At 53.3% G+C, this 2,364-nt stretch carries 3 protein-coding genes; 2 read left to right on the top strand and 1 reads right to left on the bottom strand.

Going from position 1 to position 2,364, the window contains the following annotated elements; all coding sequences use genetic code 11:
- Positions 1-198 precede the first annotated feature (198 nt).
- Complete coding sequence (locus QKY98_RS23255) at positions 199-777, top strand: hypothetical protein (RefSeq protein ID WP_284671657.1); 579 nt, start codon at positions 199-201, stop codon at positions 775-777.
- A gap of 329 nt (positions 778-1,106) precedes the next feature.
- On the opposite strand, the gene QKY98_RS23250 is transcribed toward QKY98_RS23255, so the two are convergent.
- Positions 1,107-1,598 carry a hypothetical protein gene (locus QKY98_RS23250; protein WP_284671656.1) on the bottom strand — a complete coding sequence of 164 codons (492 nt, stop codon included), beginning with the start codon at positions 1,596-1,598 and terminating at the stop codon, positions 1,107-1,109.
- A gap of 431 nt (positions 1,599-2,029) precedes the next feature.
- Here QKY98_RS23250 and QKY98_RS23245 point away from each other — a divergent pair.
- Positions 2,030-2,364 (top strand): SulP family inorganic anion transporter (locus QKY98_RS23245; protein WP_284671655.1); only part of this gene is annotated, 335 nt, incomplete at its 3' end.

The raw sequence follows: 2,364 nt of genomic DNA, 5'->3' as shown, positions 1-2,364 counted from the left end.
ATGATATGGCCTTTGCCAGAAAAGTGGTTCCCAGCAATGAAATGAAACACTTCCGCAAATGCTCTAGCGCAGCACTTGAGACTCGAACGCCTTCCAAGGCATGAAAATCAAGCTACAGTGGTTTGCGCTTGCAGACAGGCTAAACTATAGATGTACAGACATTAAAGCTCTTCACCCTAAGATTGCATGAGAAGGAATATGGACAAGCAAAAGGGAACCAATTTTGGTTGGGAAGAACTATGCTTTCCCCAGAGCGCACTGAGAAAACTTTCTGTCTCGCCTGGGCAATTTATTATCTCCGTTTCAGGTGTTCTGGAATCCCAGCCGGGCGAAATCGAGCGACATCCGAGCTGGCAAATCGAAACCATCGATATAGAGATCTGCAGTTTTTTTCGAGAAGTCACATGGATTGCGGATTGCATTCGCGATGCCCTAAAAGCAAAAAAAGGAGTTATCATAATAGGGCAGTACCAGATGTTCGCCGCGCGAATTTCAATCAGAGATCACTGGGGCAACTTTGTCTTTTCAGCAAAGTTCAAAACAGAAGACAACCAAGTGGACTGGATCAGTCCTTGCCGAAATGTTGAGGAGGAACGGTCTGTAGCTGAATCTGTAGGAAAAATCTTGGCAGAAGCAAAGTTCGAAAGAGAATGGCAAAACCATTCCACGGCCAAGGAGCTAGAGATTTACGCACACCTACTCGCAGGCAAGCTAATTCATTCCAAGTGGCGAGAACCGATGCTTTCCCTACTAAGTCTTAAGCGGAAATTTTCATAGCCCCAACGCTTTAAGTGCTAACATAAAACTCTAGTGGAATCAGCGTCCCTAACGCGACGATATAGCACTCCATTACGAAGCCTGAACAACAAAAGCAGGCCTCCGTAAAGTCTTTCAAACCACCCTTAAATAAACGCCATTTCAGCTATGAAAGGACGTGGCTTCCCACCGGCGCTCGAAACCAGTCGATGTCCGGATACTCGATACTCCAGGAATTGATACTTCCGCTTCCGAGACCAAGGCGCTGAGACCTCTGAAGATACCTCGCAAGTCATCGTCGTGGCTATCTGCGGCTAGACCGCTCTTTCTCGGATGGTCACCCAACGTTTTCAGCTAACTGCCTGGAAGAGCTCTTCTACGGGCTGCCCAGCATGCAAGCTCGCGACTTTCACCGTATCGGCATCGAATTCAGCGGGATGCCGAATCACTATCGCCTCCAGCAGGCTTCGAGCGACACCGTCCTCTTCGAGATTCGAACGGTATTGCAGGCCACTAGAATGGCAAACGCTGTGCTCCACAGTGCCGATGAGGCCACCAGCACGAAGACATTTAACTATGTTGTGCGGGAGTTGCTGGGAGCGTCGCAAAGCCACAACAGCGGCAGCAAGGACGTCGAGCGTTTCCTCCTCAGCTGCGGAGAAAAACGAGCTGTCTAGCCTGCCTCTGTTTATCAAGTAGCGTCGGGCTAGCGTGTGTGCGTGACGATTCAGTTCGGCTCGAACGTTTTCGCTGATGAGGCCCCGGTTTGCCAAGGTGCGCTCTAGCGCAATGAGATCTTCCCAATCAATCGTCTGTGAAATCTGAGCGATCACTCGATCCATAGCTGCTATCCCTGCATGTTGAGAACGATCGCAATTTGATAGCACATCTTCCGTTTACGTTCCCTGCCGTCTGTCTGCTACCTAATGCGATTGCCGTCTGCCGGTACGTCCTCGAATACAATGTTTGCCGTTGCGGTAAATAGGATGCCGCAACGCTTCCTAAGGTGGACATTGGCCTCATCTGTACCGGGCCGCCGGTCCCGAGCTAGGTGCAGCGATCAGTGCAAATCGGCTAGACTTGCGTTATGCACCTACTGCAATCGTACTGCGAAGTCAGTCCCCCATAGCTCGCGCCTTCCTCGTCCTTGCCTGTTGCAAGGACGCTTGCCGTCCTGTCGCGCCCGTGACGTGGCGGCTGCCCACCCTGACATTCACGCCTGATCCGGCGTTTGCCACCTGCTCGACGGGTCAGGCACAGGTGCGAGTTATCTATGCTGCATACCCTCAAGACGCATTGGTTCTCCAATGTGAAGAACGACGTGCTGTCCGGCCTGGTGGTCGCCCTGGCGCTCATCCCGGAAGCCATCGCCTTTTCCATCATCGCCGGGCTCGATCCCAAGGTGGGGCTCTACGCCTCCTTCTGCATCGCCGTGGTGATCGCCTTCGTCGGCGGTAGGCCGGGGATGATCTCGGCGGCCACGGGCGCCATGGCGCTGCTGATGGTGACCCTGGTCAAGGAACACGGCCTGCAGTACCTGCTGGCCGCCACCCTGTTGACCGGGGTGCTGCAGATCGCCGCCGGCTATCTGCGCCTGGGCGCGCTGAT

Origin of the sequence: Pseudomonas sp. HR1, from assembly GCF_030175875.1 — a bacterium.
Classification (GTDB): Bacteria; Pseudomonadota; Gammaproteobacteria; order Pseudomonadales; family Pseudomonadaceae; genus Chryseomonas; species Chryseomonas oryzihabitans.
This window is presented reverse-complemented; position numbering and strand designations above follow the sequence as displayed.

What these genes read in the sequence shown, in the direction of transcription:
- QKY98_RS23255 (WP_284671657.1), top strand. Translation starts at nt 199, where the DNA reads ATGGACAAGCAAAAGGGAACCAATTTTGGTTGGGAAGAACTATGCTTT.
- QKY98_RS23250 (WP_284671656.1), bottom strand. Translation starts at nt 1,598, where the DNA reads ATGGATCGAGTGATCGCTCAGATTTCACAGACGATTGATTGGGAAGAT.